This window comes from Albimonas donghaensis, assembly GCF_900106695.1.
GTDB lineage: Bacteria > Pseudomonadota > Alphaproteobacteria > Rhodobacterales > Rhodobacteraceae > Albimonas > Albimonas donghaensis.
In genome coordinates, this window is record NZ_FNMZ01000001.1 from 675572 (window position 1) to 698413 (window position 22842).

Annotated in this window: 22 protein-coding genes; 7 read left to right on the top strand and 15 right to left on the bottom strand. The window is 73.3% G+C overall.

Features of this window, described 5'->3' with window-relative positions; genetic code table 11:
- Nucleotides 1-159 precede the first annotated feature (159 nt).
- The 3 genes from BLV24_RS02800 to BLV24_RS02810 all read left to right on the top strand — a co-directional run bounded on the left by BLV24_RS02800 (nt 160) and on the right by BLV24_RS02810 (nt 2884).
- The gene (locus tag BLV24_RS02800; RefSeq protein WP_092679601.1) at nt 160-1458 is read left to right on the top strand and encodes an MFS transporter; all 1299 of its coding nucleotides are present in this window, start codon (nt 160-162) and stop codon (nt 1456-1458) included.
- A 97-nt stretch (nt 1459-1555) separates the two neighbouring features.
- The gene (locus BLV24_RS02805; protein WP_092679602.1) at nt 1556-2323 is read left to right on the top strand and encodes an enoyl-CoA hydratase/isomerase family protein; all 768 of its coding nucleotides are present in this window, start codon (nt 1556-1558) and stop codon (nt 2321-2323) included.
- Between the two features lie 102 nt (nt 2324-2425).
- Nucleotides 2426-2884 carry a VOC family protein gene (locus BLV24_RS02810; RefSeq protein ID WP_245710348.1) on the top strand — a complete coding sequence of 153 codons (459 nt, stop codon included), beginning with the start codon at nt 2426-2428 and terminating at the stop codon, nt 2882-2884.
- A gap of 8 nt (nt 2885-2892) precedes the next feature.
- Here the strand turns inward: BLV24_RS02810 and BLV24_RS02815 are convergent, their stop codons facing one another.
- From BLV24_RS02815 to BLV24_RS02855, 9 genes are all read right to left on the bottom strand, one after another.
- Nucleotides 2893-3528 (bottom strand): MarC family protein, encoded by a 636-nt coding sequence (locus tag BLV24_RS02815; RefSeq protein ID WP_092679603.1) that lies wholly within the window; start codon nt 3526-3528, stop codon nt 2893-2895.
- 226 nt (nt 3529-3754) lie between these two features.
- Entirely contained in the window at nt 3755-4666 is a 912-nt protein-coding gene (locus BLV24_RS02820) for a glycoside hydrolase family 19 protein (RefSeq protein WP_092679604.1), read from the bottom strand.
- 113 nt (nt 4667-4779) lie between these two features.
- Nucleotides 4780-5940 (bottom strand): acyl-CoA dehydrogenase family protein, encoded by a 1161-nt coding sequence (locus tag BLV24_RS02825; RefSeq protein WP_092679605.1) that lies wholly within the window; start codon nt 5938-5940, stop codon nt 4780-4782.
- A 32-nt stretch (nt 5941-5972) separates the two neighbouring features.
- Entirely contained in the window at nt 5973-6296 is a 324-nt protein-coding gene (locus BLV24_RS02830) for a Zn-ribbon domain-containing OB-fold protein (RefSeq protein WP_092679606.1), read from the bottom strand.
- The gene (locus BLV24_RS02835) at nt 6293-7459 is read right to left on the bottom strand and encodes a thiolase family protein (RefSeq protein WP_092679607.1); all 1167 of its coding nucleotides are present in this window, start codon (nt 7457-7459) and stop codon (nt 6293-6295) included. Before BLV24_RS02835 ends, BLV24_RS02830 begins: the two co-directional genes overlap by 4 nt.
- Nucleotides 7456-7836, bottom strand: a complete 381-nt coding sequence (locus BLV24_RS02840) for a MaoC family dehydratase (protein WP_092679608.1) — start codon at nt 7834-7836, stop codon at nt 7456-7458. The genes BLV24_RS02835 and BLV24_RS02840 overlap by 4 nt, the downstream gene beginning before the upstream one ends.
- Before the next feature lie 13 nt (nt 7837-7849).
- The gene (locus BLV24_RS02845; protein WP_092679609.1) at nt 7850-8266 is read right to left on the bottom strand and encodes a hypothetical protein; all 417 of its coding nucleotides are present in this window, start codon (nt 8264-8266) and stop codon (nt 7850-7852) included.
- A complete protein-coding gene (locus BLV24_RS02850) occupies nt 8263-10404 on the bottom strand; it encodes an acetate--CoA ligase family protein (RefSeq protein WP_092679610.1) in 2142 nt (713 codons plus the stop codon). The genes BLV24_RS02845 and BLV24_RS02850 overlap by 4 nt, the downstream gene beginning before the upstream one ends.
- A 114-nt stretch (nt 10405-10518) precedes the next feature.
- A complete protein-coding gene (locus tag BLV24_RS02855; RefSeq protein WP_092679611.1) occupies nt 10519-11352 on the bottom strand; it encodes an IclR family transcriptional regulator in 834 nt (277 codons plus the stop codon).
- A 160-nt stretch (nt 11353-11512) separates the two neighbouring features.
- Here BLV24_RS02855 and BLV24_RS02860 point away from each other — a divergent pair, with 160 nt between their 5' ends.
- On the top strand, nt 11513-12391 hold the full coding sequence (locus tag BLV24_RS02860) for an SMP-30/gluconolactonase/LRE family protein (RefSeq protein WP_176954597.1): 879 nt from the start codon (nt 11513-11515) through the stop codon (nt 12389-12391).
- 16 nt (nt 12392-12407) lie between these two features.
- Here the strand turns inward: BLV24_RS02860 and BLV24_RS02865 are convergent, their stop codons facing one another.
- From BLV24_RS02865 to BLV24_RS02875, 3 genes are all read right to left on the bottom strand, one after another.
- Nucleotides 12408-13106 (bottom strand): TetR/AcrR family transcriptional regulator, encoded by a 699-nt coding sequence (locus tag BLV24_RS02865; RefSeq protein WP_176954598.1) that lies wholly within the window; start codon nt 13104-13106, stop codon nt 12408-12410.
- A gap of 415 nt (nt 13107-13521) precedes the next feature.
- Complete coding sequence (locus BLV24_RS02870) at nt 13522-14298, bottom strand: SDR family NAD(P)-dependent oxidoreductase (RefSeq protein ID WP_092679613.1); 777 nt, start codon at nt 14296-14298, stop codon at nt 13522-13524.
- 137 nt (nt 14299-14435) lie between these two features.
- Complete coding sequence (locus tag BLV24_RS02875) at nt 14436-15041, bottom strand: pyridoxamine 5'-phosphate oxidase family protein (RefSeq protein ID WP_092679614.1); 606 nt, start codon at nt 15039-15041, stop codon at nt 14436-14438.
- A gap of 180 nt (nt 15042-15221) precedes the next feature.
- Here BLV24_RS02875 and clpS point away from each other — a divergent pair, with 180 nt between their 5' ends.
- Nucleotides 15222-15605 carry an ATP-dependent Clp protease adapter ClpS gene (gene clpS / locus BLV24_RS02880; protein ID WP_092679615.1) on the top strand — a complete coding sequence of 128 codons (384 nt, stop codon included), beginning with the start codon at nt 15222-15224 and terminating at the stop codon, nt 15603-15605.
- A gap of 13 nt (nt 15606-15618) precedes the next feature.
- On the opposite strand, the gene BLV24_RS02885 is transcribed toward clpS, so the two are convergent.
- Complete coding sequence (locus tag BLV24_RS02885) at nt 15619-16698, bottom strand: DUF2927 domain-containing protein (protein WP_092679616.1); 1080 nt, start codon at nt 16696-16698, stop codon at nt 15619-15621.
- A 111-nt stretch (nt 16699-16809) separates the two neighbouring features.
- On the opposite strand from BLV24_RS02885, the gene BLV24_RS02890 reads away from it, so the two are divergent.
- Nucleotides 16810-18027: a ChaN family lipoprotein gene (locus tag BLV24_RS02890; protein WP_143040195.1), complete on the top strand. Its 1218-nt coding sequence runs from the start codon at nt 16810-16812 to the stop codon at nt 18025-18027.
- Between the two features lie 205 nt (nt 18028-18232).
- Here the strand turns inward: BLV24_RS02890 and BLV24_RS02895 are convergent, their stop codons facing one another.
- Entirely contained in the window at nt 18233-20851 is a 2619-nt protein-coding gene (locus BLV24_RS02895) for a calcium-binding protein (RefSeq protein WP_092679618.1), read from the bottom strand.
- Nucleotides 20852-21220: 369 nt separating this feature from the next.
- Entirely contained in the window at nt 21221-21490 is a 270-nt protein-coding gene (locus tag BLV24_RS02900) for a sulfurtransferase TusA family protein (RefSeq protein ID WP_092679619.1), read from the bottom strand.
- Between the two features lie 228 nt (nt 21491-21718).
- Here BLV24_RS02900 and BLV24_RS02905 point away from each other — a divergent pair, with 228 nt between their 5' ends.
- Nucleotides 21719-22735, top strand: a complete 1017-nt coding sequence (locus BLV24_RS02905; RefSeq protein WP_092679620.1) for a cytochrome c family protein — start codon at nt 21719-21721, stop codon at nt 22733-22735.
- Nucleotides 22736-22842: the final 107 nt, after the last annotated feature.

Consider the following 22842-nt stretch of genomic DNA (forward strand, 5'->3'; position numbering starts at 1 on the left):
GGAGACCGGAGACGCGGGTCTGTCCCGGGCCCTGCGCGGACGCATTGCGGCTTGCCAATCGTCTGGCCGGGGGCGAAGTGCAGCACAGGTCTTGTTTCCGCGGTCGAGGGCCGCTCGACGGTTGCGGGATCGGGATGCAGGCGGGAAGGAGCGGGCGCGATGCGGTCGGACATGACGGAAGACCCCTCGGCGGTCGGCGGAAGCCCCGGCGGCGCTCCCGGCGCGATCCCGGCCGCCCCGGTCGGCGGCGGCGGGGCGATCCGCGACGCGGGCCTTGGGCGGGTGGCGACGCTGCTGCTGGTCTCCTCGCTCACCATCATGGCGAGCACGGTGATCTCGCCGGGCCTGCCGGGGATGGAGGCCGCGCTGGCGGGCGACGACCCCCGCGCCGCGCTGATGATCCGCCTCGCGCTGTCCCTGCCGGGCCTGTTCGTGGCGCTCTGCGCGCCGCTGGTGGGCTGGGTCGCGGATCGGCGCGGGCGGCGGGTGATCATGCTGGCGGGCATCGTGCTCTACGCGCTGGCGGGGACCTCTGGCCTCTGGGTCGAGGGGCTGGAGGCCCTGCTGATCGGGCGCGCGTTCCTCGGGGCCTCGGTGGCGATGCTGATGACGGCGGCGTCGGCGATGGCGGGGGACCTGTTCACGGGACCGACGCGGGAGAAGTTCCTGGGCCTGCAATCCTCCTCCATGGGTCTGGCGGGGCTGGTGTTCCTCACCTGCGGCGGGATGCTGGCCGAGACCGGCTGGCGCGCGCCCTTCGCGATCTACGGGGCGGCGCTGGCGATCCTGCCGGCGGCGCTGATCCTGCTGCCCGAGACGTTGCGGCGCGCGGCGCCCGCGGTCTCGGCCGGGCCGACGGCGGCGCCGGCGGGGCCGGAGGCGCGGGCCATCGGGCCCGGCGTGGCGCTGCTGGTGTTCATCGCGCTGGCCAACAGCGTGCTGTTCTACTTCCTGCCGGTGCAGCTGCCCTTCCTGCTGCGCCATATCGGCGTGGCGGGGCCCGGCGACGCGGGGCTGGCGCTGGGGGTGTTCACGCTGATGTCCTCGGCGGCCTCGCTGCTTTGCGCGCGGATCCGGCGGCGGGTGTCGGCAGGGGGCGTGTTCGGGCTGGCCTTCGCGGTGATGGCGCTGGGCTTCGTGGTGATCGCCATGGCCGAGCGGATGGACGGCGGGCTGATGCAGGTGGGGCTGGGGGCCGCGCTTTCGGGGCTGGGCGTCGGGCTGGTGATGCCGACGCTGTTCAACACCGCCATCGGGCTCGCCCCCGTCGCGCAGCGCGGCCGGGTGGCGGGGATGACCACGGCGGGGGTGTTCCTGGGCCAGTTCCTCAGCCCCATGGTCAGCCAGCCGGGCGCCGACGCTTGGGGCTATCCGGGGGCGTTCCTGGGCGGCGCGGTCCTGCTGCTGGCCATGGCCGCGGTCGGGCTGGGCGCGCGGCGGCTGCTGGCGGGCGGGTAGAGGGGGTCGGGGCGGGCGCCCCCTCTGGCGCCCCCTCTGGCGTCCATGCTTCGGCCGCCTTATGGTCCGCGTAAAATCACGCCGGAGGAGCCCAGCCATGACCCTGATCCGCACCGAGACCGAGGGCCGCGTCCGCCGCCTGATCCTCGACGCGCCGCCGATGAACGCGATGACCCTGCCGCTGCTGGACGAGCTGCTGGCCGCCTATCGCGCGGCCGCCGCCGACGACGCGGTGCGGGCGGTGGTCCTGCAATCCTCCTCGCCCAAGATCTTCTGCGCGGGGCTCGACCTGAAGCTGCTGCGCGAAGAGGGGGCCAAGGGGGTGCGGGCGCTGCTTCAGCGGCTCTATCTCGACATGCTCGACGTGCAGCACACCATGGGCAAGCCGACCATCGCCGCGGTCTCGGGCGCTGCGCGCGGGGGCGGGATGACCCTGTCGATCACCTGCAACTGCATCGTGGCCGACGAAACCGCGTCCTTCGGCTATCCCGAACTGGACAACGGCCTGATCCCGGCCATCCATTTCGTGCATCTCCCCCGCCAGATCGGCCGCCACCGGGCGTTCGAGCTGCTGTTCTCCGGCCGCTCCTTCGATGCGGCGGAGGCGGAGCGGATCGGCCTTGTGGTCAAGGTCGCCAAGGGCGCCGGCGCCCATGACGCCGCGATGGAGCTGGCCGAGAGCTTCGCCCGCCAGCCCCCCGAGGCCACCCGCGTCGCCCATGCCGCCTTCATGCGGGCGCAGGACATGGATTTCCGGCGCGAGGTCGCGGACGTGACCGAGACCTTCATCAACGTCTCCCAGACCGAGGAGACGCAGGAAGGCCTGACCGCCTTCATCGAAAAGCGCCCCCCCGCCTGGCGCTGAGCCGCGGGGAGGGGGCGGGCCGGGGCTTGCGTCGGGGCTTGCGCCAGGACGGGAACGGGTGGAACATTCGCGGAACATTTCCCCGATTCCGGAGCCCCCCCGATGGACCCCGCCCCCATGCGCCCCTGCATCAGCATGATCACCCTCGGGGTCTCGGACCTGCCCCGGTCCGTGGCCTTCTACCTCGGCCTGGGCTTCCCGCAGCTGGAGAGCCCGCCGAGCGTGGCCTTCTTCACCCTGCAGGGGACCTGGCTGGGCCTGTTCCCGCGGACGGATCTGCTGAAGGACGCGGGGCTGCCCCCGTCCGAGGCCTCGACGGCGGGGGCTGTCGGGTCGCCGGGCTTCAGCCTGTCGCACAACGTGGCGACGCAGGCGGAGGTGCGCGCGGTCCACGCCGCGGCGCTGGCGGCCGGAGGGACGGAGGCCAAGGGCCCGGTCCAGGCCGAATGGGGCGGGTTCCACAGCTATTTCCGCGATCCCGACGGGCATCTGTGGGAGATCGCGCATAACCCGTTCTTCTGGGTCGGTCCGAAGCCGGAGGCGGCGGCGGCGGCGTCCTAGCGCGCGCCTCAGAGCCGTCCGAACAGCTGCGTCTGCGCCAGCCCGTCGAGCATGAACTGCACGGCGAGCCCGGCGAGCAGCACGCCCATGACGCGGGCGATCACATGCACGCCGGTGCGGCCCAGCAGCTTGAGGATCTGGCCGGCGAGCAGCATGCAGGCGAGCCCGACCCCCAGCACGGCGACGATGGCGCCGACGACCATGGCCTGCTCGGTCAGGTCGCCGGAGCGCTCGGCCATCAGCAGCACCACCGCGCCCATGGCGCCGGGCCCGGCGAGCAGGGGGGTGGCGAGCGGGAAGGTGGCGATGTCGGGGCGGCTGACCGCTTCGGCCAGCTCCTCGGAGGTGGTGGTGGAGGCGCCGGACGGCCGGGCGAAGACCAGGTCGATGGCGATGAGCAGCAGGAGGATGCCGCCGCCGATGCGCAGGGCGGCGAGCGAGATGCCGAACGTGTCCAGCATGGCTTTGCCGAAGATGGCGAAGGCGAGCAGGATGAACGCGGCGATGGCGACCCCGCGCAGGGCGGTGGCGCGGCGTTCGCGCGAGGACATGGAGCCGGTGAGCGAGGCGAAGACCACGCCCACATCCAGCGGACCGATGGTGGCGAAGAGGGTCGCGAAGGCGACGACGGCGGTGTCCCACATGCGGCGCGTGCCCCCTTTTTGCCTCGGCGCGAGGCTCACAGTGGACCGGACGCGGCGGGAAGTTAAGGGCGAAGCCGGGGGCGGGGCAGGGTGTCGCCCTCTGGAAGCGGGGTGCGGGACGGGGACGGGCGCTCCGTCCCTGCGGGACGCTCGCCCCGCCCGCCGTCCCCCCGATGGGGTCAGGAGGGGGCGTCAGGGATACGGATGCGGCGGCGCGTGGGCTCGCCTAGAGCCCCAGCAGGGCCTTGGCCTCGGTCAGTTTCGCGCGGCGATCTTCGAGGCCCGTCAGGCCGCCGGTGATCAGCTTCGTCACCCTGGACAGGTCGTCAGCGTCGGCCGCCGCGTTGACCTCGCGGTTCGCCCAGTAGGCGGCGGCGACCAACAGGGCGATGTTGGGTTCGGAGGCGGCGTCGGGATTGGAAAGGACATCGACGCCGGTCTGTTCGGTGATGCGCGCATAGTTCGCCCTGCCGACGATCTGGATGAAGCCGCGCCCCTTGTAGCGTCGCCCGTCGCCGGGTTCGGTGTTGCCCAGGTCGGTCCGCCCTTCATAGGCGTCGCCGGAGGCGCGCTCGGCCATGATGCGGAACCGCGAGGTCTCATGGGCGACCTGGGCCATGAAATGCGCAAGCCGCAGCGGCGTGTCGGTGATGCCGAAGCCCGCGAGGATGAAGCCGCCGATGCCGAGCAAGGCGGCGCGCGCATCCTCGCGCGCGTCGGGGGCGAAGGCGTCGATGAAGGCCGCATCGATCCGGACCCGGTTGGCCAGGGTGGCGGGCTCGGGCAGGAAGGACGGCGCGGACAGGTCGCCGTTTTCGATCCGGTCGATCTCTCGCTGGGCGTAGGCGCGGACCTGGGAGATGTTCAACCCGTCGAGCAGGCCCACATCGGCGTAGAAAAGAAGCGAGCGGGCGCGGGCGTCGAGGCTGTCCGCCTCAAGCGCCCGGTCGATCAGCGTGTTGGAGTATTTCAGCTTCTCGAGGTTGATCGAGCCGGACTGCTCGGTCTCCGCTTTCCGGAGGTCGAGATGGCCGGTGAAATAGGCCGCGGCGAGCGTGGCGGCCGCCGCCAGCGCCGGGGCGCCGATGGCATTGAACAGGCGCAGCGACAAGCCGTCCTCCGCCGTGTCCCTGCACATGTCCGTCTCCCCCTCCGGTTCGGCGCCCCGCGCCGCGCGGGAACAAGCCTAGCACCGAATGGCCCCGCCTGTCGCGGGCGGGGCCGCCCGGCTGCCCGTCCCGGTCGCCCGCCTCAGAAACTCCGCGGCAGGCCGAGAACGTGCTCGGCGACGTAGCTGAGGATCAGGTTGGTCGAGATCGGGGCGACCTGGTAGAGGCGGGTCTCGCGGAACTTGCGCTCCACGTCGTATTCCGCCGCGAAGCCGAAGCCGCCGTGGAACTGGATGCAGGCGTTGGCCGCCTCCCAGCTCGCGTCCGCCGCCAGCATCTTGGCCATGTTGGCCTGCGCGCCCGGGTTCACGCCGGCGTCGAACATCCGGCAGGCCTCGAACCGCATCAGGTCCGCGGCCTCGGTGTTCACATGCGCCCGCGCGATCGGGAACTGCACGCCCTGGTTCATGCCGATGGGACGGTCGAAGACGATCCGCTCCTTCACATAGGCCGAGACCTTGTCGATGAACCAGCGCGCGTCCCCGATGCACTCGGCCGCGATCAGGGTGCGCTCGGCGTTCAGCCCGCCGAGGATGATCTTGAAGCCCTTGCCCTCCTCGCCGATCAGGTTCTCCTCGGGGATTTCGAGGTTGTCGAAGAACAGCTCGTTGGTCTCGTGGTTGACCATGTTGCGGATCGGGTTGACGGTCAGGCCATTGCCGATGGCCTCCTTGACGTCGACCATGAACACCGACAGGCCGTCGGACTTCTTCTTCACCTGATCCAGCGGCGTGGTGCGGGCCAGCAGCAGCATCAGCTCGGAATGCTGGACGCGGCTGATCCACACCTTCTGGCCGTTGACCACATACTTGTCGCCCTTCTTGACGGCGGTGGTCTTGAGCTTGGTGGTATCGGTGCCGGTGGTGGGCTCGGTCACCGCCATCGACTGCAGGCGCAGCTCGCCGGTGGCGATCTTGGGCAGCCAGCGGGCCTTCTGCTCGTCCGAGCCGCCGCGCAGCAGGGTGCCCATGTTGTACATCTGCCCGTGGCAGTGGCCGGCGTTGCCGCCCGAGCGGTTGATCTCCTCCATCACGATGGAGGCCTCGGTCAGCCCGAGGCCCGAGCCGCCGAATTCCTCGGGGATCATGGCGGCGAGCCAGCCGGCCGACGTCAGCGCCTCGAGGAATTCCTCGGGATAGGTGGCGTGCTGGTCATGCTTGCGGTGGTATTCGTCGGGGAACTCGGCGCAGAGCGCGCGAAGGGCCTCGCGGAGTTCCATATGGGGGTCTTCGATGCCGGACATGGGCGATTTCCTTTCGGGGGCGGCCGCGCGGGTCAGCGCGGCGAGAAGACGGGAAGGGCGCGGCCCGCGATGTCGCGGACCTCGCCGGTCACCTGCGCGCCGATGGGCGCGGGGGCGGTGAGATGGGCCATGACGCGCGGACCTTCGGCGAGGTCGACCAGCGCGATCAGGTAGGGGGCGATGGCGCGGAAGGTCTCGTCGGGGGCGCGCTCGACGCGGGTGACGGACCAGACCGTGCCCTGGCCCGAGGCGGGCCGGGTCTCGGGCCCGGCATGGCCGCAGCCGGGGCAGAGCTGCCGGGGCAGATACCAGGTCTTGGCGCAGGCGGGGCAGGACTGGATCTCGATGCCGCTCATGACGTGCGCTCCAGGATCAGCGAGACATGCGAGGACAGCACGCCGCCATCCCCGTGATAGAGGCCGAGCGCGGGTTCCCCGGCGATCTGGCGGGGGCCGGCGCGGCCGGTCATCTGGCGCCACGCCTCGACGAAATGCGCCATGGCGCCGGCGACGCCGCAATGGCCGTAGGAGAGCAGGCCGCCATGGGTGTTGAGCGGCAGGTCGCCCATGCGCGCGAAGCGGCCCGCGGCGGCGTCCTTCCCGGCCTGGCCGGGGGCGCAGACGCCGAGCGCCTCCAGCAGCAGGGCCAGCGTGACGGTGAAGCTGTCATAGACCGCGAGATACCCCATGTCGGCGACCGAGGCGCCGGCCCGCTCGAACGCCCGCGCCGAAGCGAGCTTCGCGCCCAGGCAGATGTCGTCGGGCGCCTCCGAGATATGCTGGTGCGTATGCGCCTGACCGGCGCCGATGATGCGCATCCCCGGACCCTCGCCGGGCTCCGCCGACAGGATCACCGCGGCGCCGCCATCCGAGATCGGGCAGCAGTCCATCAGCTTCAGCGGGTCGGCGATGGTCTTGGAACCCAGCACGTCGTCGACGGCGATGGGGGCCGTGAGCTGGGCGCCGGGCGTGTCGGAGGCCAGCCGCCGCATCAGCACCGCCAGTTCCGCGAGATCGGCCTGGGACGCCCCGGTCTCGTGCAGGTAGCGCGCGGCGGTCAGGGCGTAGTAGGCGGGGATGGTGGCGCCGAGCGGGGATTCCGCCTTCGGGTGGCCGACCTGGGCCAGCGTCTGCACGGCGGCGTCGCGGGACATGCCGGTCAGCCGGTTCTCGCCGCCGACCACGAGGATGGTATGCGCCTCCCCCGCCCGGATCAGGGCGTCGCCCAGCATCAGCATCCCCGCCCCGGTGCCGCCGCCCATCTGGATGGCATGGGCGTAGTTGGGGCGCAGGCCGAAATGCTCGGAGAAGACGGTGGCCAGCATCAGGTGGGGCAGCGCGGTGGAATAGCCGCAGATCAGCCCGTCGATATCGCTGCGCTGGAGGCCGGCGGCGTCCAGCGCGCCCTGCGCGGCCTCGGTCATCAGGGAGACGGTCGACGACCCCTCCAGCTTGCCGAAGGGCGTGACATGGGCGCCGAGCACATGGGACGCGCGGATATGGGAAGCGGGCGCGGTCATGGCGCGGGCTCCGCGGTCAGGGTTCCTTCGGTGGTGCGGGTCCCGTCGGGAAGCTCCACCCACAGCGCGTAGGTCCCGGTGGCGGCGTCGGTCAGCGTGGCGCCGGCGGTCAGCGTCTCGCCCACCGGGGCCGGGCGCGAGAAGCGGATCTTCACGTCCCGCACCGCATAGGCGGGGGCGAGCGCGCGTTCGGCGGCCTCGATGGCGAGGTTCAGGCCCATGGTGCCGTGGCAGATCGCGCGGCCGAAGGGGGATTTCGCGGCGAAATCCGGATCGCAATGGATCGGGTTGAAATCGGCGGTCAGCTCTCCGTAAGCCATGGCGGTGGCGTGGGAGGAGACAAGCGCGAGCGGGCCGAGGGTCTCGGGATAGGTCATGGTCGGGATCTCCTTACGCGGCCCAGATCGACAGGATCTCGCCCGAGAGCGCGGGGCGCGTCCCCTCGAACATCTCGACGCCGAGCGTGATCCAGAAGCGGCCCTTCTTCTCCTCCTTCGCGCGGCAGGCGAAGCGGGCGGTCAGCGTCGCGCCGACGGCGGGCGCGGGGCCGTGGAAGCTCAGCGTCTGGCCGGCATGGACGTTGCCGGGCGGGCGCGGCTGGAGGGCGCGGATATAGGTCTCCATCATCGCGGCGACCATCAGGGCGCGCGGGGCGGGGGCGCCGGCGGCCGGAGTCTCGGCGCCGGAGATGGAGGCCCAGAGCGCGGCTTTCTCCGGGGTCAGGGCGATCTCGACCTCGGCCATGGTCTCGCCGACGGGGAAGTCGGCGAAGGTCCAGGGGGTTTCCTTCAGGGCGGGTCCCATCATGCGGGCGTCTCCTCGGCGGTCAGGGGCGTGAGCAGGGCGTCGAGCGCCACGACCCCGTCGGGGCGGGCGAGCAGGGGGTTGATCTCGAGGCTGTCGAACCCGTCCGGGTTGGCGGCGGCGATGACCGAAAGGCGGGAGATGGCGTCGGCGGCCGCGTCCAGGTCCACCGGCTGCGCGCCGCGGGCGCCGTGCAGCAGGGCCGCGCCGCGCAGGGAATTCAGCGCCGCGCGCGCCTCCGAGCGGGTGACGGGGGCGAGCCGCACGGCCACGTCGCGCAGCACCTCGGTGAACACCCCGCCGAGGCCGATCAGCACCACCGGACCCATCACCGGATCGCGGCGCGCGCCCACGATCAGCTCCACCCCGCCCGAGATCATCGGGCCGACCAGCAGCCCCTCGATCCGGGCGTCGGGGGCGTGGGCGGCGACGGAGGCGAGCATGGCCTGCGCCGCCGCCAGCATCGCCGGGCCGCCGGAGACGTTCAGGGCGACGCCGCCGACCTCGGTCTTGTGGGCGATGTCGGGGGAGACGATCTTCAGCACGCAGGGACCGCCCAGCGCGGCGGCGGCCTCGGCGGCCTGCTCGGGCGTGGCGGCCAGCGTCTCCTGCGGCACGGGGATGCCGGCGGAGGCGATCAGGGCCTTGGCCTCCCGCTCCGACAGGGCGTGGGCGGGAAGCGCGAAGCCCTCGGGCAGCTCGGGCAGGGGCTCGGGGTCGGCCTCCTCCGCCTCGGCGCGGGCGAAGCCCTCGCCCAGCGTCGCCAGCGCGGCCAGCGCGCGGATGGCGCGGGACGGGTCCTCGAAGATCATCATGCCGTCGGGCTCGTAGGCGTCGTTCACTTCCGGCCCGCCCTGGCAGATCATGGCGAAGGGGGTGGTCACGCCGCCGGGCAGCCCCGCGAGAATGGCCGCGCGCAGCTTCGGCCCCACCACCGGCGAGGCGGTCCAGGAGGTGAAGAAGGCCGCGGTCATGTCATAGCCGCCGCCGGCTTCCTCCAGGGCCTGCAACCCCTCGGTGACGATGGGAAAGTCGTTGAGCACGGTGGCGGTCAGGTCCACCGGGTTGCGCGCCGCGGCCAGCGGATTGCGCGCGAGGATCCTGTCCTGCGCGTCCTGGGGGAGCGCCGGCATCTCCAGCCCGTATTCCTCGGCCGCGTCCGACATCAGCACCCCGGCCCCGCCGGAGACGGTAACCACCGCCAGCTTGCGCCCGCGCGGGAGGGGGGAGATGGAGGCGGCGTAGAGCACGTCCAGCATCTCCTCGGTGGTCCTGGCGCGCAGCACGCCGAAGCGGCGCAGGGCGGCGTCGAAACTGGCGTCGGAGCCCGCCAGCGACGCGGTATGCGAGGCCGCGGCCTCCGCCCCGATGGCGGAGGAGCCGACCTTCATCATCACCACCGGCTTGCGCGCGGCGCGGGCGGCGGCGAGCGCGCGGAACAGGGCCTCGCGGTCGTTCACGCCCTCCATGTAGGCGCCGATGACGTCGACGCTGTCGGATTTCACCAGGTACTCGATGCATTCGGGCGCGGTGACGTCGGCCTCGTTGCCGGTGGAGACCCAGACCTTCACCCCGATGCGCCGGTCGCGGGCCATCGACAGAAGATGCGTGCCATAGGCGCCCGATTGCGTGACCAGCCCGACGCGGCCGGGCAGGGGCATGCCGGATTCGAGGCCGGAGGTGAAGGTGGGCGTGTGGCCGACTTCGGTGTTGAACATGCCCAGGCAGTTGGGGCCGAGCAGGCGGATGCCATGCGCCCGCGCGGTGGCGACCAGCTCGGCCTGCATCGCCGCGCCCTCCGCCCCCACTTCGGCGAAGCCGGCGGTGAACAGCACCGCGCCCCGCGCCCCCTTGGCGGCGGCGGCGGCGAGCGCGGCGGGCACGGCTTTCGCCGGGATCGCCAGCAGCACGAAGTCGATCTCATCGGGGATGGCGTCGAGCGAGGGATAGGCCTTCAGCCCCTGGATCTCCTCCCGGTTGGGGTTCACCGGATAGATCCTGCCCTTGAACCCGGCGCGGAGCGCATAGGCGATGGGCCGGCCCCCGATGCGCGACGGGTCGGCGGAGGCGCCGACCACGGCCACCGATTTCGGCTCGAAGATCGCGGAAAGCCCCGGGCGGGGCGCGGATGCGTCGGTCATGGCGGTTTCCTCCGGGGGGGCGCCGGCTGCGGGCCTGCGAAGGCGCGCGCGCGGTCTGGTATGGGGGGTCGGGTCGGGTCGTGCTTGTGCGGTGCGGCGGCGGCGGGCGGTCTCTCAGGCGACGGGCGTCCCGCGGGGCGGGGCGCCGAACAGGGTGGCGGAGATGCGGTCGGCCTCGTCGCGCAGCGCCTCGGCCATGCGCTCGAATTCGGGGGGCGCGATCAGCCCGGCCACGGTGATGCCCGAAAGCCCGTAGCGCGGCCGCCCGCGATGGTCGCGGATCACCGCCGCGGCGATGTCGACGGAGGGGAACAACTGCCCCCGGTCCACCGCCAGCCCGGAGACGCGGGCCGCCTCCACATCCGCCGCGAAATCCTCGAAGGCCGGCGCGCGGTGCCAGCGCAGGGGGGCGAGGCGGGCGCGCAGGGCCTCCCGGTCCAGGTCGAGACAGGCGGCGTAGCAGCGCCCCACCGCGCCCAGGAAGGACGGCAGGCGGGATCCGGGCACGATGTCCACCCGCACCATGTCATGGGCCATGACCCGGTCGGTGGCGACCATGCGTTCCCCCTCGATGAAGCGCCAAAGGGTCATCAGCACGCGATGCTCGTCCGACAGCCGGGTCAGCGCGGGGCGGATCAGGTCGGCCTGGTTGGCGCCGAGCAGGGGGGCGGAAAGCTCCAGCACCCCGAGGCCGAGACGGTAGGTCTTGGCGTCGGGATCGACGGAGACCAGCTCCTCCTTCACCAGCGTGCGCAGGATGTTGAAGGCGGTGGAGGCGTTGATCCCGGTGGCGCGCGCGATGGCGGCGGCCCCTTCGGGCCGGTGCGCGGCGGCGAGATGGCGGAGGATGCGCAGGGCGTTCTCCACGGCGCCCACATATTTGGGGCCGCTGGCTTCGGGCGCCGGCGGGGCCTCGCTCTGTTCTCCTGTGAGAATGCCATTCTGCATGGGGAATGCTTCTAGCGGCTCGGCGCGCGGATGGGAAGGGGGGAATGCGGATGATATGACGCTGGGCGGACCCGGCGCTTGCGCCGCTCGGCGCAAGCGCCGGGAGGGCGCGGGACGGCAAGACCGGGGGTCAGGAACTCAAGAGGCGGGGAGGCCCGGAATGGTCGAGGCGATGCAGGCGGAGCGTCCGCAGGACATGCGGATCGAGGCGGAAGGCTGCGCCTTCGTCGAGGGGCCGGTGGCGCTGCCGGACGGGGCCGTGGCCTTCGTGGACCTGGTGGACGCCTGCGTTCGGGTGACGAAGGACGGCGAAACCCGGGTGCTGGCGGACCTGCCCGGCGCGCCCAACGGGATGCGGCTGGGGCCGGACGGTGCGCTGTGGATCGCCAATAACGGCGGGCTCGGGCTGCTCGCCAAGGGCGCGGTGCATCTGGCCGACCCGCAGATCCCCGGCTGCATCATGCGCCTGGCGCTGGACGGGACCTGGGCGGTGGTCGCCGACAAGCTGCCCGCCCCCGACCGCAACCGGCCCAACGACCTGGTGTTCAGCCCCGAGGGCGACGTGGTCTTCACCAATCCCCGCAACTGGGAGACGGTCGGCCGCGACGACGCCGCCTATGCCGGCGGGCAGCTGGTGCTGGCGAAGCCCGAGGGCGGGGCGACGACGCTGCTGGCCTCTCCGACCTTTCCCAACGGGCTGGCCTTCCATCCCGACGGGTCGCTGCTGGTCGGGCTGACCACCGGGCACAAGGTGGTGCGCTACGCCTGGAAGGGCGGCGCGGCGCTGGGCGAGCCGGAGCTGTTCTGCCAGCTCCACGACATGTTCCATTCCGACGGCATGGTGGTGGAGGGCGAGCGGATCTATGTCGCGGGTTCGGTCTGCAACGAGATCGCGGTGCTGGACCTGTCGGGCGCCTGCCTGCGGCTGATCGATTTCGGCCGCGGCTCGGGGCCGACCAATCTCTGCGTGCGCGGGGATCGGCTGTGGGTGACGCTCGGCAAGGCGGGGCAGGTGGTCTCGATCCCGTTGCCGGAGTGACGGCGCGGGCTCAGCCCTACGGGGACGCGGGCGGCGATGCGGACTGGGATGCGGGGGGGCGCGCGTCGGGCTCGGGGCCGAAGGCCGCGACCAGGTAGTCCAGCAGCTCCGCCCGGGTCCGGGCCGCGTCTTCCTGCGGCGTCTCCCCGGTCGCGAGCCGGGACACCCGGCTCGGCAGGATCGGCTCGACCGTCGCCAGCAGCGCGCTCGACACCATGAAATAGAGCCGCCAGCGCAGGACATCGGCGGACAGATGCGGCGCGGCCTTGCCCAGCGCGCGCAGGAAGGCCTGGGCGAGCTCGTCCAGTTCGTCGCTGACCACCGAGGCGGACCAGGGCGTCGGCCGCCGCTGATGGCGCAGGATCAGCCGCGCCAGCGTCGGGCCGTTCTTCGGGTCGAAATAGGGGACGCAGAAGGCTTCGACGATGGCGCGCAGGGCGGGCGGGCGTCCGGCGGCGTCGGCCTCGCGCTCGACCCGCTTCAGCGCCTCCCGCGTCACCCGGGCCGCGCGGCGCGTGACGACGCGCAGAAGCTCGTTGATCAGGTCCTCCTTCGCGGCGAAGTGCCAGTCGAGCTCGGAGGGGGCGACGCCGGCGCGCTCGGCGATCTCGGTCAGCGGCACGTCGACCCGACCCTGCTGCTCGAAAATCCGCTGGGCCGCGTGCAGGATCCGGTCGCGGGGCGCGTCCGGCACGGGACGCGGTGAGAACCGCATGAGCCTGTCCCCCGACGCGCCGCGCTCCGTGGCGGCGGCGGCGCCGGCCCCGGGCGGGATCCGGGGCGTGGCCACGGGCCTCTCCGCCGTCGGGATCGCGCCCTGAGCCTCCGTGCCCCCGACGTCCGCCGGCGCGTCGGGAGACGGCGCGTTGGGGTGGGGCTCGGCCGCGGCGACGGGCGTCCCTTCCCGCGTGTGTTTGTCGGTGAGGCCTGACATGGTTAACAATTAGCGCGAAGTGAACGTTAAATCAATCTAAAGTTGATATTCACCAAGGGCGAGCTTCGTATGGATTACGAATGTATTTCATGGCTTTGCCGGAATGCGCTGACTTGAAGGTTGAAGCCTGGCGCCCCGACAGTCTCGAAGTTGAGTTGCGAAACGCTATGAACTATGGCCCCCGGGCGCCCGGCCATCACCCCGCGGTGAAGCCGCCATCCACCGGCAGCGCGGCGCCGGTGATGTAGCTCGCCTCGTCCGAGATCAGGAACAGCGCCGCGGCCGCCACCTCCTCGGGCCGGCCCACGCGGCGCATGGGGGTGCCGGCGGCGGCGGTGGCGCGCACCTCGTCCTCGGCGCGCTGGGGCAGGTCGGGGCGGTTGGCGAAGCGGACCATCATCGGGGTCTCGATCGGGCCCGGGCAGACCACGTTGGAGCGGATGCCGTCCCCCGCCAGCTTCAGCGCCAGCGCGCGGGCGAAGCCGACCACCCCGTGCTTCATCGCCGAATAGACCGGTGAATGGCGCGAGCCGACCAGCCCTCCGGTGGAGGCGGTGAACAGGAAGGCCCCGTTCCCGGCGGCGCGCAGATGCGGGATCGCGGCCTCGGTCGTGGCGATGACCGAGCGCAGGTTGAGGTCGATGGCGAGCTCCAGCAGGTCGGGGTCGATCCCCTCCGCCGCGCCGGGGCCGGGATGGCCGAGATGGTTCCACGCGAAGTCGAGCCGCCCGAACGCCTCCGCCGCCTGGTTCGCGACGCGGCGCGCGGCGACGGGATCGCGCAGGTCGGCGACCAGCGGCAGCGCCTCGCCGCCCGCGTCCCGGATGGCGGCGACGACCGCTTCCACGGCCGGGCCGTCATGGTCGCAGACCGCGACCCGCGCGCCCTCGGCCGCGAACATCTCCGCCCCCGCGCGCCCCATGCCCGAGCCCGCGGCGGTGATCAGCCCGGCCTTGCCCTTCAAGCGGTCCATGTCGCGCGTCCTCCCCTGGGCGGCCTCTGGCGGGCCGCGTTTCAGGGGCCTTCATAGCGCGGATGGAGGGGGGCGAGACTTGCGCCGGGCTCGGGCAGGGCTTCTTTCCGGTCAGGCTCGGGAGGCGGGCGGCGGCGTCAGTCCTCGTCCTTCCGCTCCGCCTCGAACACGTCCGACACCCACTCGAAGCTCTTCCAGGGCGGCTCCGGGGGCGTATGGCCGGGGGCGGGAACGTAATCCGAGGTCTCGGCCCCGCCCATGCGGGGGATATAGCGGGGGCAGTTGGGAAAGATGTGCTCCGCGGTCACCCGCACCACGCGCTTGGCGCCGTGATGGCGGGCGGCGGCCTCCGGGCTCTCGTCGATCTCGGCCAGCCCGTTGATCCGCATCCGCGCCGCCGAGCCATCGAACTTCCCCCCCCCGAAGTCGAGGAACAGCAGCCCCACCCGGGCCGAGCGCTTGATGTTGCCCAGCGAGCGATACATGCGGTTGCCGTCGTAGTCGGGAAACTCCACCGTCGCCGGCCCGGTGATCTTCACGAAGCCCGGCGCGCCGCCCTTGAAGGAGCAGTCCACGCTGTCCTCGGAGGCGGTGGCGAGGAAGAAGAACCCCGCCCCCTCGATCAGCGCCCGGTCGGCCTCGGAGAACGCCCGGTGCATGCGGTGGGTTTCCAGCCGGTCGGCGACGGCGCGGCCCTCGTAGCGGTCCTGCAGGGCCCTCATGTCGTCGTGGTAATAGGCCATGGTCTCTCCCCGGGTTCGGGCGGTTGCCCCGCCCTCCTGTTCGCGCGCGTCCGGTGCGCGTCCGGTGCGCGGCGTGATGGACGCGGCGCCATGGACGTGCGCCGCGGGGCATGAGACCCTATATGGGACCGGTTCGCCAGACCTCCGGCTCCTGCCGCCCCTGCCAAGCGGAGCGCCGCCATGCCCCGATCGCCCGACCGCCGCCGCCCTGCGACCCCGCTCCGGGCCGCGGGAGCCGGGACGCCGACCCCCGATGCGCCCACGACCGACGCGCCTGTTCTCAAGCCGGGGACCGAGATCAAGGCCGAGCGGCCCAGGATGTGGAAAGTCGTGCTGCTCAACGACGATTTCACCCCGCGGGAGTTCGTGTCGGCGGTGCTGCGCGCGGTGTTCCGGCTGACCGAGGACCAGGCGCATCGGGTGATGATCACCGCGCATCGCCGCGGGGTCTGCGTGGTGGCGGTGTTCACCCGCGACGTGGCCGAGACCAAGGCCGATGCGGCGACCGAGGCCGGCAAGGCCGCCGGCTACCCCCTGCGCTTCGTCACCGAACCCGAGGAATAGCGCCGCCGCGCGATCAGTCGGCCGGCGCGACCTGCGTCAGGGTGGGCGTCCGGATCGTCGCCGGGGTCGGCGGCGCCAGCGTGGCGCGCGGCGCGGGCGACGGGCCGGGGCCGATCTCGGCCACGATCTCGCGCACGATGGGCATGCCTTCCTCCGCCGTCATGCCCGCGCGCAGCCGCGGATCGTAGAGAATGCGCAGCAGGTATTCGTCATGCCGGGTCAGCAGCGCGAATTCCTGGTCGTCGTTGAAGATCGAGGGCCGCGCGTCGGGATCGTCGTTCAGCAGGCCCAGCGTCTGCACCAGCTCCTCGTGGATGCAGCTCAGGCGCAGGACCCCGCGCAGCTCGTCCTTGATGGCGATGGTGGCCTGGTTCTTCCAGCGCCCGTCGATCTTCGAGCGTCCGACCTGGCCCACGCAGGGGAACACGTCGTTGCGCGCCCATTCCTCGATCAGGCTGATCCGCCCGCCGCCGCCATTGCGCAGCATCTGGGCGACGAACTGGTCGCGCACCCGGCCGCTGGCGATCAGGATGAAGATGTCGGGGTCGGCGCCGACCTCCTGGAACTCCAGCCCGGTGAGGCGGGAGATGCGGGCGGTCAGGTCCCGGTAGGCCTCCAGATCCTGCTCGCGCACCCCGTCGCCGGTGACCTTCCAGCGGATCGGGCCGCGCCACTTGACCAGCTCGACCGCCGTGGCCCTGGAGACCAGCGAGGTGGCGCTTTCGAATTCCATGTGGAAGGCGATGCGCTCGAAGTCGCGGATCAGGTCGGCGTCGCCGAAGGGCGCGTCGGGCGGGTCGATATCGGTGCGCATCAGGCCGGCCGCCTGGTAGTTGGCCAGCGTGCGGGCGTAGCGCGCGTCGGTGGTGTCGGCGCAGCCGGCGAGCAGGGCGAGCCCGGCCAGCCCCGCCGCGGCGACCGCCCGACGGGCTGCGCGACGGGCCGCGAGTCCGGGGGCGCGAAGTCGGGGCGAACCGTCGGACGAGCCGGCTCTGGAAGAGGTGGAGGAGCGCGATCCGCACCGCGGATCGAAGCCGGACGCGAGGGGCGGAGCGGCGCCGCGCGGGCCGGGCAGGGCGGTGTCAGGGGGCATCGGCGCTCGATTCTGCGAAGGCTCTTCGACCGTCAGGATACCCAACCGGCGGCCGCAGCGCCATATTCCCGGCTGCGGCGCCAAGGCGCGGAAGCGAAGGAGATCAAGCGGATGCGATATGGGCGTGATCGGTTGGGGCGCGTCGCCGCGGTCGGACTGGCGGCGGCGGGACTGGCGGCGGGCATGGCGGCGGGACTGGCTGCGGGGGGCGCGGCCCTCGCCCAGGTCGGGGGGGCGGAGGCGCGGTCGGCGACGCCGCGCGCGCTGATCCTCACGCTGCCCGGGGGCGCGCCGGTCCCGGATCTCGACGCGCTGGCGGCGCTGGCGCGAGGGCATGACCTGGTGGTTCTGGGCGAGATCCACGACAACCCTCGCCACCACGCGCTTCAGGCCGAGCTTGTCCGCCGGCTCGCCCCGACCGGGCTGGCCTATGAAATGCTGAAATCCACCGACGCCCCGGCGCTGGCGGCCCTGCGCAGGTCCGGCGCGCCGGAGGCCGAGCTGCGCGCCGCCGCCGAGGCCGGGGGCTGGGCCGCCTATCTGCCCTCGATGCTGGCCGCGCCCGACGCCCCGATCGCCGGCGCCGGCCTGTCGCGCGACATGCTGCGCCTGGCCATCGGCGACAGCGCGGCGGCCGCCATCGGCCCGGCGCTGCGCGAGGCGGGTGAGCCGGGGGAGGCGGGCGCGGTCTACGGGCTCGACGCTCCGCCCGACGCCGCCGCGCAGGCGCAGGTGGAGGCCGAGATGGCCGAGGCCCATTGCGGCGCGCTGCCCGAGGCGATGCTGCCCGGCATGGCCGAGGCGCAGCGCCTGCGCGACGCGGCCTTCGCCGCCGCGCTGCTGCGGGCGCGACGGGCGGGGCTCGCTCTTATGGGCGCGCAAGACGCGCCGCGCGGGGGGGCGCGCGCGGGATCGTCCCCCGCCGGGCATGCCGGCGGGGTTGAGCGTGGGGGCGGCGACGGGACGGGGGACGGGGCGGGGAGCGGCCGCGAACAGGCCGCGCCCGCCCGCGTCTCCGCGGGGCCCGCCGTTCTGGTGACGGGCGATGGTCATGCGCGCCGGGACCGCGGGGTTCCGGCCTATCTCGGCCGGGCGGCGCCGGGTCTGGCCACCCTGTCGGTGGCGATGGTGGAATGGCCCGATGGCGTCTCCTTCGATGCGGACGGATCCGGTCCGGACGGCTCCGAGCCGGACTGGCGCGCGGCGCTCGCGCCCTGGGCGCCGGAGGGCGGTCCGGCCGAGGCCGCGCCCTTCGACATCGTCGTCATCACCGCGCGCGCCGAGCGCGAGGACCCCTGCGCAGGCTTCGCGACGCCCGCGCAGGACTAGGTGCGCCGGCCCGGAATCACAGGGCGCGGCGCGGAGGCCGGGTCCGGCCGGGGACGCTCGGCGGGGCGCGCGGGACGAGGGCCAACGGGGTGGGAGGCCGGTCTCGTCCGCACCCGCTCCGCGCCCCGGCCCCGCCCCTGCGAAAGGGGGCGGCCCGGAAAAGGGGTCGGGTTGGGTCTCGGGGGGTCTGGAATGAGGGGTCGGCTCAGTCGAACAGGAAATCGCCCTCCCCCAGATCGCGGGCGTCGATGCCGTCGAGGATGACCTTGGTCTTGCCGTAGGCCACCATGGCGTCGCCCTTGAAGGTGGAGATCCGCAGGTCGCCCATGTCGTCGGCGCCCGTGAATTCGAGCTGATCCAGGCCGAGCGCGAAGTCCTTGACGGTGTCCTTGCCGTCGCGCGCGCCGAACTGGAAATCGTCGCGGCCGCGGCCGCCCTTGAGCACGTCCGCGCCCCGCCCGCCGATCAGCAGGTCATGGCCGCCGCCGGCGACCAGCTGGTCGCGGCCGCCGCCGCCGATCAGCGCGTCGCGCCCGCCGCCGGCCTTCAGCACGTCCTTGCCGCCGCCGCCGTCGAGCAGGTCGTTCCCGCCATTGCCCTTCAGCAGGTCCTTGCCGCCGCCGCCGAAGACGAAATCGTCGCCGCCCTGGCCGAAGACCTTGTCGGCGCCGCCGCCGCCCTCGACCCGGTCGTTCCCGCCCTGGCCCTTGATCAGGTCGCGCCCGCCGCCGCCCCGGGCCGCGTCGGCGCCGGCGCCGCTCAGCAGGCGGTCGTCGCCGGCGCCGCCGTCCAGCACGTCGTCGCCGGCGTCGCCAAACAGGAAGTCGTCGTCATTCCCGCCCAGAAGCCGGTCGTCGCCGGTCCAGCCGCGCATCACGTCGGCGCCGTCGCCGCCGTCCAGCAGGTCCGCGCCGTCGCCGCCCAGCAGCGCGTCGTCGCCGGCCTCGCCCCAGATCGCGTCGTCGCCGGCCTCTCCCTGCAGGTCGTCGGCATCGTCGCCGCCGCGCAGCGTGTCGTCGCCGTTCCCGCCCAGCAGCCGGTCCGCGCCGGCGCCGCCGGTCAGGTCGTCGGCGCCCTCGCCGCCCATCGCCACGTCGTCGCCCGCGCCGGCGTCGATGGCGTCGGGGGCGTCGCCGCCCTCGATCCGGTCGTCGCCCTCGCCGCCGGAGATGGTGTCGGCGCCGGCGCCGCCGAGGATCGAGTCGCTCCCCGCCCCGCCGTCGATCCGGTCATAGCCGTCGCCGCCGTCCATGTAGTCGTCGCCGGCGTCGCCGGTCATCACGTCGTCGCCCCAGCCGCCCAGCACCCGGTCGGCGCCGTCGCCGCCGTTCAGGGTGTCCGCGTGGCCGCCGCCGTCCAGCGTGTCCGCGCCCGAGCCGCCGAAGAGCTTGTCCATGTCGTCGCCGCCGAACAGCCGGTCGGACCCCTCGCCGCCCCAGATGTTGTCGCGGCCCGCGCCGCCGTCGACGGAGTCGGCGCCCGCCTCGCCGTAGAGCCAGTCGGTCTCGGTCCCGCCCTGGATGCGGTCGGCGCCCTCGCCGCCCCAGATCCGGTCCACGTCGGCGCCGCCGATCAGCAGGTCGTCGCCGCCGTCGCCCCAGATCGAATCCCGGCCGCCGCCGCCGTCGATGGTGTCGTCGCCCTCCTCGAAGGCGAAGGACAGCAGGTCATGCCCGTCGGCGTCGGCCCGCGCCGCCAGCACCAGCGCCCGGTCGCCCGAAGCCGTCACCGACAGCGCCGAGACCTCCGCCCCCCAGCCCACGCGGGTCTCGCGCACCAGGTCGAGGCGGCCGGTTGAGGCGATCTCGTAGACCCGCAGCGTGTCGCCGCCATCGGCGCAGAACAGCAGGTCGCGGCCGTCGAGCGAGACATGCCGGGCCTCGGTCGCGCCCTCGATGGAGGACAGGCGGGTCAGCCGGCCGGTCCCCGACAGGGCGTAGACCACCAGCGCGTCGGGGGCGGCGGCGAAGACCATGGCCCGGCCGTCCACGGCCGCGGCGTCGACCGAGGCGACGCCGGCCAGGTCGAACCGGGTCTCGGCGTCGTCGAAGCCGCGCTTGTCGGTCATGCGCAGGTTGGTCGAGGTGATGTCCCAGACCGAGATCGCGCCCTCGTCCGCCGAAGCCGCGACCGCGAAGCGGCGGCCGCCGACCGTAATGTCCTCCATCGCGTCGATGTCGGAGATCGGGGTCCGCGCGTCGTCCTCGATGCGGGCGACGACCGACAGCCCGGTGGCGGACCAGCGCAGCAGGGTCAGCCCGCCCTCCCAGCCGCCGCCGGCCAGCGCCATCAGCGACCCGCCCGAGACGAAGGCCGCGACCGCGCCCGGATAGATCAGGCCGTCGCCCCAGGCGTGGTCGAGATTGTCCAGCAGCTCCGGCGCGCCGGCGGGGTCGAGGCGCGACAGGCTCACGCCGTGACCGGCGGTGAACAGATAGGTCTGCGAACCCAGCGTGACCGCGTCCAGCGCCGGGGCGCCGGTCAGCAGGTCGTTGACGTCGTAATGCATGGCGGTCTGCGACCAGGCGGCCGAGAGCGTGTCGCCCGCGCCGATGGTCCAGGCGGCGACCCCGCCCGAGCCGGCGGCGGCCCCGGCGGCGTAGAAGCGCAGGGCGCCGTTATGAAGAAGCCCGACGCTGTCGGCGGCGCCCTCGGCGGCCTCGCCCGCCTCCCGGTCGGCGTCGCGAACCACAAGCTGACCGGACGCGCCGTCGAGCCCCTTGTCGCCGCGCAGACGGTCGCCCGCCTCGCCGCCCGTGAGGGTCTGCCCGCCATTGCCGCCGGACAGAGTCCGGGCGATCGCCGCCGTCGCGTCGTTGGTCATTGTCGTCCCCACCCCTGGAGAATTCGCTGTCGTTCGCCGGGGTGTTCTGGGCGATGGCGGGTGTCGCCCAAGTAAAACGCTGTGGTTAGAAAATGTTTTCAACGCCAACGCCGCATGAAGCGACGTGGTTTAGAATTCGTGCGTTCGGTTTATCGAGGGTTTCGCGTCAGCGTTTCGCAATAGTTGATCGGTTAATAGGCGTTTCGCGCGCAGGGTTAGGAAAAGATGTCCCGGTTAATACGGGGTGGCCGGGCAAGGTTTAAGGAACCTTTCCGCGGCGAAGGCGCCGTAGCGCGCGCAAGGAAACGGCCCCTCGCGGCGGGGCCGAAGGGGGCGGATCGAGCGACGGGAGAGGGGGGGAGGTCGGGCTCAGCCGCCCTTGCGGATCACGAAGCGCCGGCCGCCCCGGGGGTCGGGGTCCTGGGCTTCGAGCGCGTGACCCTGCTCGGCGCAGAAATGCGGCATGTCGATCACCGCGGCCGGATCGTCGGAGGTGATCGCCAGACGCGCCCCCGCCGCCAGCCCGGCCAGCCGCTTGCGGGCCTTGAGCACCGGCAGCGGGCAGAGCAGGCCGCGGGCGTCGATCTCCTCGTCCACGGGGCGGGACGGTTCGGGCGGGGAGGCGGGAGGCTGGGACATGACGGCTCCGATCGCGGGGGCGCCCCACGGCTAGCGTCGCGGGGCGGCGGGGGCAAGGGCGGGAAGGGCGCGGCTTGCGCAGGGAACGGGGGGCGCCTAGGTTCGCCGCTCCTATCGACGGAGACCGGGATGCCCGACCCCACCCCCCCCGCCGCCGCGGCCTCTGCGCGCGGAGCGGCCGGACGCCCAGCATGCGGAAGCCCGGCGCCGCGCCTGGCGCTGGCCGCGTTGATCGCGCTCGGGGCCCTGGCCGCGCCGGGGAGCCGGGCGCAGGAGGCGAGCGAGGCCGGGACCGGAACGGGGCCGGCGCCCGCAGCCGAACTTGCAGTCGAACCCGCAGCCGAACCCCTGCGCGACCTGCGCCCGCCCGCGGTCGCCTACGCGGTCACCGACGGCATCGCCATCGAGGCCCCGCTGGCCGGCGCGGTCGGCGACGCGGCGCGGGGCCGGGCGATCTTCCTGTCGGACCTCACCGGCGGCTGCGTCAGCTGCCATGCGGCCCCCGGCGCCCCGCGGCTCGCCGTCGTCCCCCGCATCCTGCGCGACCGCCTGCCGCCGATGCCCGCCGCCATTCTGGCCGAGGACGCGGACGCCGAGGCCGAGCCCGAAGCCGGGGAGGGCGAGCCCGTGGACGGCGACGGCTCGGGAGACGACGCGGAGGAGAGCCGCTCGACCTCGACCTCCCGGCTCGCGCCCGACCGGCTCGCGCCGCCGCCGGCGCGCCCGGCGCAGGGGACGGTCTCCGAGACCGCGGCGATCGACTCGGGGGCGGCGGATTCCGAGGACATCGCCGCGCGCGGACGGATCCGGCGCGGGGTTCCGCCGCTGCTGCCGGTGCCCGCGGGGCCCGACCTCGACGGCATCGCGGCGGAGCTGAGCCTGGGGGAGCTGCGGCTCGCCGTGGTCAATCCGCAGATCAGCCGGCCGGGCTCGCGGATGCCGGCCTATCACCATGTCTCGCTGGCCCTGGCCGACCGCGCGCCGGGACTGCGCCAGCCCTGGCTCTCGGCGCAGGAGGTGGAGGACGTGGTGGCCTATCTCGCCACCCTGACCGAGCCGGCGGAGGCCGCGCCGCCCGCGCCCGAGGGTGCCGAGAGCGCGCCGGCCGTCCCCGACGCGGCCGAAACGGCCGCCGAAGCCGCGACCGAGCCCGAGCAATCCCCGGATGAAGCCCCCGGGCAAGCCCCCGGGGACACCTCCCGCACGGCGCCCCCCGCGGCGCCCGGGCCCGACACGACGAATTGAGCCGGAGTGCGGGGGCGGGAGGGTGACGCCGCCCGCGCCATGCGCTTAAACGGGCCCCGTTCGGGCGCCGGCGCCGCCGCTTCGCGGCGACCGGCCCGGTTGTCGGC

What these genes read in the sequence shown, in the direction of transcription:
- BLV24_RS02875 (WP_092679614.1), bottom strand. Translation starts at nt 15,041, where the DNA reads ATGGCCTATTACCACGACGACATGAGGGCCCTGCAGGACCGCTACGAG.
- BLV24_RS02820 (WP_092679604.1), bottom strand. Translation starts at nt 4,666, where the DNA reads ATGTGCAGGGACACGGCGGAGGACGGCTTGTCGCTGCGCCTGTTCAAT.
- BLV24_RS02805 (WP_092679602.1), top strand. Translation starts at nt 1,556, where the DNA reads ATGACCCTGATCCGCACCGAGACCGAGGGCCGCGTCCGCCGCCTGATC.
- BLV24_RS02840 (WP_092679608.1), bottom strand. Translation starts at nt 7,836, where the DNA reads ATGACCTATCCCGAGACCCTCGGCCCGCTCGCGCTTGTCTCCTCCCAC.
- BLV24_RS02890 (WP_143040195.1), top strand. Translation starts at nt 16,810, where the DNA reads ATGCGATATGGGCGTGATCGGTTGGGGCGCGTCGCCGCGGTCGGACTG.
- BLV24_RS02825 (WP_092679605.1), bottom strand. Translation starts at nt 5,940, where the DNA reads ATGTCCGGCATCGAAGACCCCCATATGGAACTCCGCGAGGCCCTTCGC.
- BLV24_RS02900 (WP_092679619.1), bottom strand. Translation starts at nt 21,490, where the DNA reads ATGTCCCAGCCTCCCGCCTCCCCGCCCGAACCGTCCCGCCCCGTGGAC.
- BLV24_RS02815 (WP_092679603.1), bottom strand. Translation starts at nt 3,528, where the DNA reads ATGTGGGACACCGCCGTCGTCGCCTTCGCGACCCTCTTCGCCACCATC.
- BLV24_RS02810 (WP_245710348.1), top strand. Translation starts at nt 2,426, where the DNA reads ATGGACCCCGCCCCCATGCGCCCCTGCATCAGCATGATCACCCTCGGG.
- BLV24_RS02845 (WP_092679609.1), bottom strand. Translation starts at nt 8,266, where the DNA reads ATGATGGGACCCGCCCTGAAGGAAACCCCCTGGACCTTCGCCGACTTC.
- BLV24_RS02850 (WP_092679610.1), bottom strand. Translation starts at nt 10,404, where the DNA reads ATGACCGACGCATCCGCGCCCCGCCCGGGGCTTTCCGCGATCTTCGAG.
- BLV24_RS02830 (WP_092679606.1), bottom strand. Translation starts at nt 6,296, where the DNA reads ATGAGCGGCATCGAGATCCAGTCCTGCCCCGCCTGCGCCAAGACCTGG.
- BLV24_RS02865 (WP_176954598.1), bottom strand. Translation starts at nt 13,106, where the DNA reads ATGCGGTTCTCACCGCGTCCCGTGCCGGACGCGCCCCGCGACCGGATC.
- BLV24_RS02885 (WP_092679616.1), bottom strand. Translation starts at nt 16,698, where the DNA reads ATGCCCCCTGACACCGCCCTGCCCGGCCCGCGCGGCGCCGCTCCGCCC.
- BLV24_RS02855 (WP_092679611.1), bottom strand. Translation starts at nt 11,352, where the DNA reads ATGCAGAATGGCATTCTCACAGGAGAACAGAGCGAGGCCCCGCCGGCG.
- BLV24_RS02895 (WP_092679618.1), bottom strand. Translation starts at nt 20,851, where the DNA reads ATGACCAACGACGCGACGGCGGCGATCGCCCGGACTCTGTCCGGCGGC.
- BLV24_RS02800 (WP_092679601.1), top strand. Translation starts at nt 160, where the DNA reads ATGCGGTCGGACATGACGGAAGACCCCTCGGCGGTCGGCGGAAGCCCC.
- BLV24_RS02835 (WP_092679607.1), bottom strand. Translation starts at nt 7,459, where the DNA reads ATGACCGCGCCCGCTTCCCATATCCGCGCGTCCCATGTGCTCGGCGCC.
- BLV24_RS02870 (WP_092679613.1), bottom strand. Translation starts at nt 14,298, where the DNA reads ATGGACCGCTTGAAGGGCAAGGCCGGGCTGATCACCGCCGCGGGCTCG.
- clpS (WP_092679615.1), top strand. Translation starts at nt 15,222, where the DNA reads ATGCCCCGATCGCCCGACCGCCGCCGCCCTGCGACCCCGCTCCGGGCC.
- BLV24_RS02860 (WP_176954597.1), top strand. Translation starts at nt 11,513, where the DNA reads ATGGTCGAGGCGATGCAGGCGGAGCGTCCGCAGGACATGCGGATCGAG.